Genomic DNA, 1,401 nt, shown 5'->3' with positions numbered 1-1,401 from the left:
GATGGGGTTGTCTAATCGCGGTGGGGACGTCAAGTATCTTCGCGCTTGGAGATGCGTTGGCCGGGTACACGGTTGTCTTCGCGGTCAACATCGGTCGCCGCATGATGGAGCTTCGCGGGACGAGCCTTCAATGTGGACGACGCACTTTGCTGAGTCAGCGGTGCAACCCCATCAGCGGAATGGCTCGGCTCACGTCCCGGCAGGGACGCCTCAGGCGTTCAGATTCTGAACGCTATCCGGATTTACGTCGTGGCTCCTGCATTCGGACTAAAGAGCTCGCCGGTTTTAAGCATCGTATGCATTATCACCGCCAGTTTGCGCGCCACAGCCACGGCAGCTCTTTTGAAGCCGATCCTCTCCCGGAGCTGGAGACCCCATGTCCGCAGGGTGCTCTCGGTTGAGCTGCGCGTCAGAATGACCGACGCCGCTTCGTAGAGAAGCCCTCGCAAATGGCGGTCGCCGCGTCGGGATATATGGCCGTCATAATCGACTTCTCCGGATTGGTAGCGGCGCGTCGTCAGGCCTATCCAGGCGCCAACAGATCGGGATTTCCTGAAGTTGCCCGGATCTTCAATGGCAGTGGCGAACGAGGTTGCGGTGATGGCGCCGATGCCAGGGATCGACATAAGCATGCGGCATGCCTGGCTCTGACGTGCATCTGCGACGAGCTGGCGTCCAAGCTCGGCGGCACGGATGCGAATGCCGCGCCAGGCCTCCAACATCGGCAGCACGATGAGAGCAAGTTCCTCGTGATCGGCAAGAAGGCGCCGAACGTTCTTCTCGAAGGTGCTTCCCTTTCCGGCGGGAACGAGCAGACCAAAGGTTTTCATGACACCGCGGATCTGGTTGGAAAGCTCGGTGGTGATCCGGACCAGCCGGGTGCGTGCCGCCACGAGCGTGCGGGTCAGCATGCTGTCAAATCCTTTCACCCGCACCTCACGGAAGAATCCCACCTCTGCAAGATGCGCCAAACCGTCGGCGTCGTTCGCGTCGGTCTTATTCGGCGCCATATCGAGCGCAGCTTTGGCATGGCGAGCATCGATGCAGATCGCTGGCACCCTTTCCGCGCGTAGCGCGTGATAGAACCAGACGGAAAGGGGTCCAGTCTCGAACACCACGCGTTTGGCGGCTGGCGCCCGCTTACGGATAAGCTCGGCAATGATCTTTGGATCAGAGGCGCACTTCCCGCGCCAGACGCGCTTGCCTTCACGTCGGATCGACACCGCTGTCTCTTTCATCGACACGTCGAGACCGATATATTCTTCCATGGCTGTTCTCCATCAGATGCTTGGGCCCGGCGTCAGGTCGTGAGCCCGTATTTCCATCTTATCGGGGAACAGCCACCTTCCAAGGATATGCTTGGTTTCAGGGCGACTCGCTCCCGCGATTACCCCATGTGGA

Annotated in this window: 1 protein-coding gene; it reads right to left on the bottom strand. The window is 60.0% G+C overall.

Going from position 1 to position 1,401, the window contains the following annotated elements; all coding sequences use genetic code 11:
* Positions 1 to 242 precede the first annotated feature (242 nt).
* Positions 243 to 1,268, bottom strand: a complete 1,026-nt coding sequence (locus AC0L2Y_RS34415) for an IS110 family RNA-guided transposase (protein WP_473562312.1) — start codon at positions 1,266 to 1,268, stop codon at positions 243 to 245.
* Between the last annotated feature and the right edge of the window lie 133 nt (positions 1,269 to 1,401).

This window comes from Mesorhizobium sp. WSM4830 (assembly GCF_055811495.1).
This window is presented reverse-complemented; position numbering and strand designations above follow the sequence as displayed.

Excerpts from the sequence above, each read along its gene's own strand:
- AC0L2Y_RS34415 (WP_473562312.1), bottom strand. The coding sequence starts at position 1,268 with ATGGAAGAATATATCGGTCTCGACGTGTCGATGAAAGAGACAGCGGTG.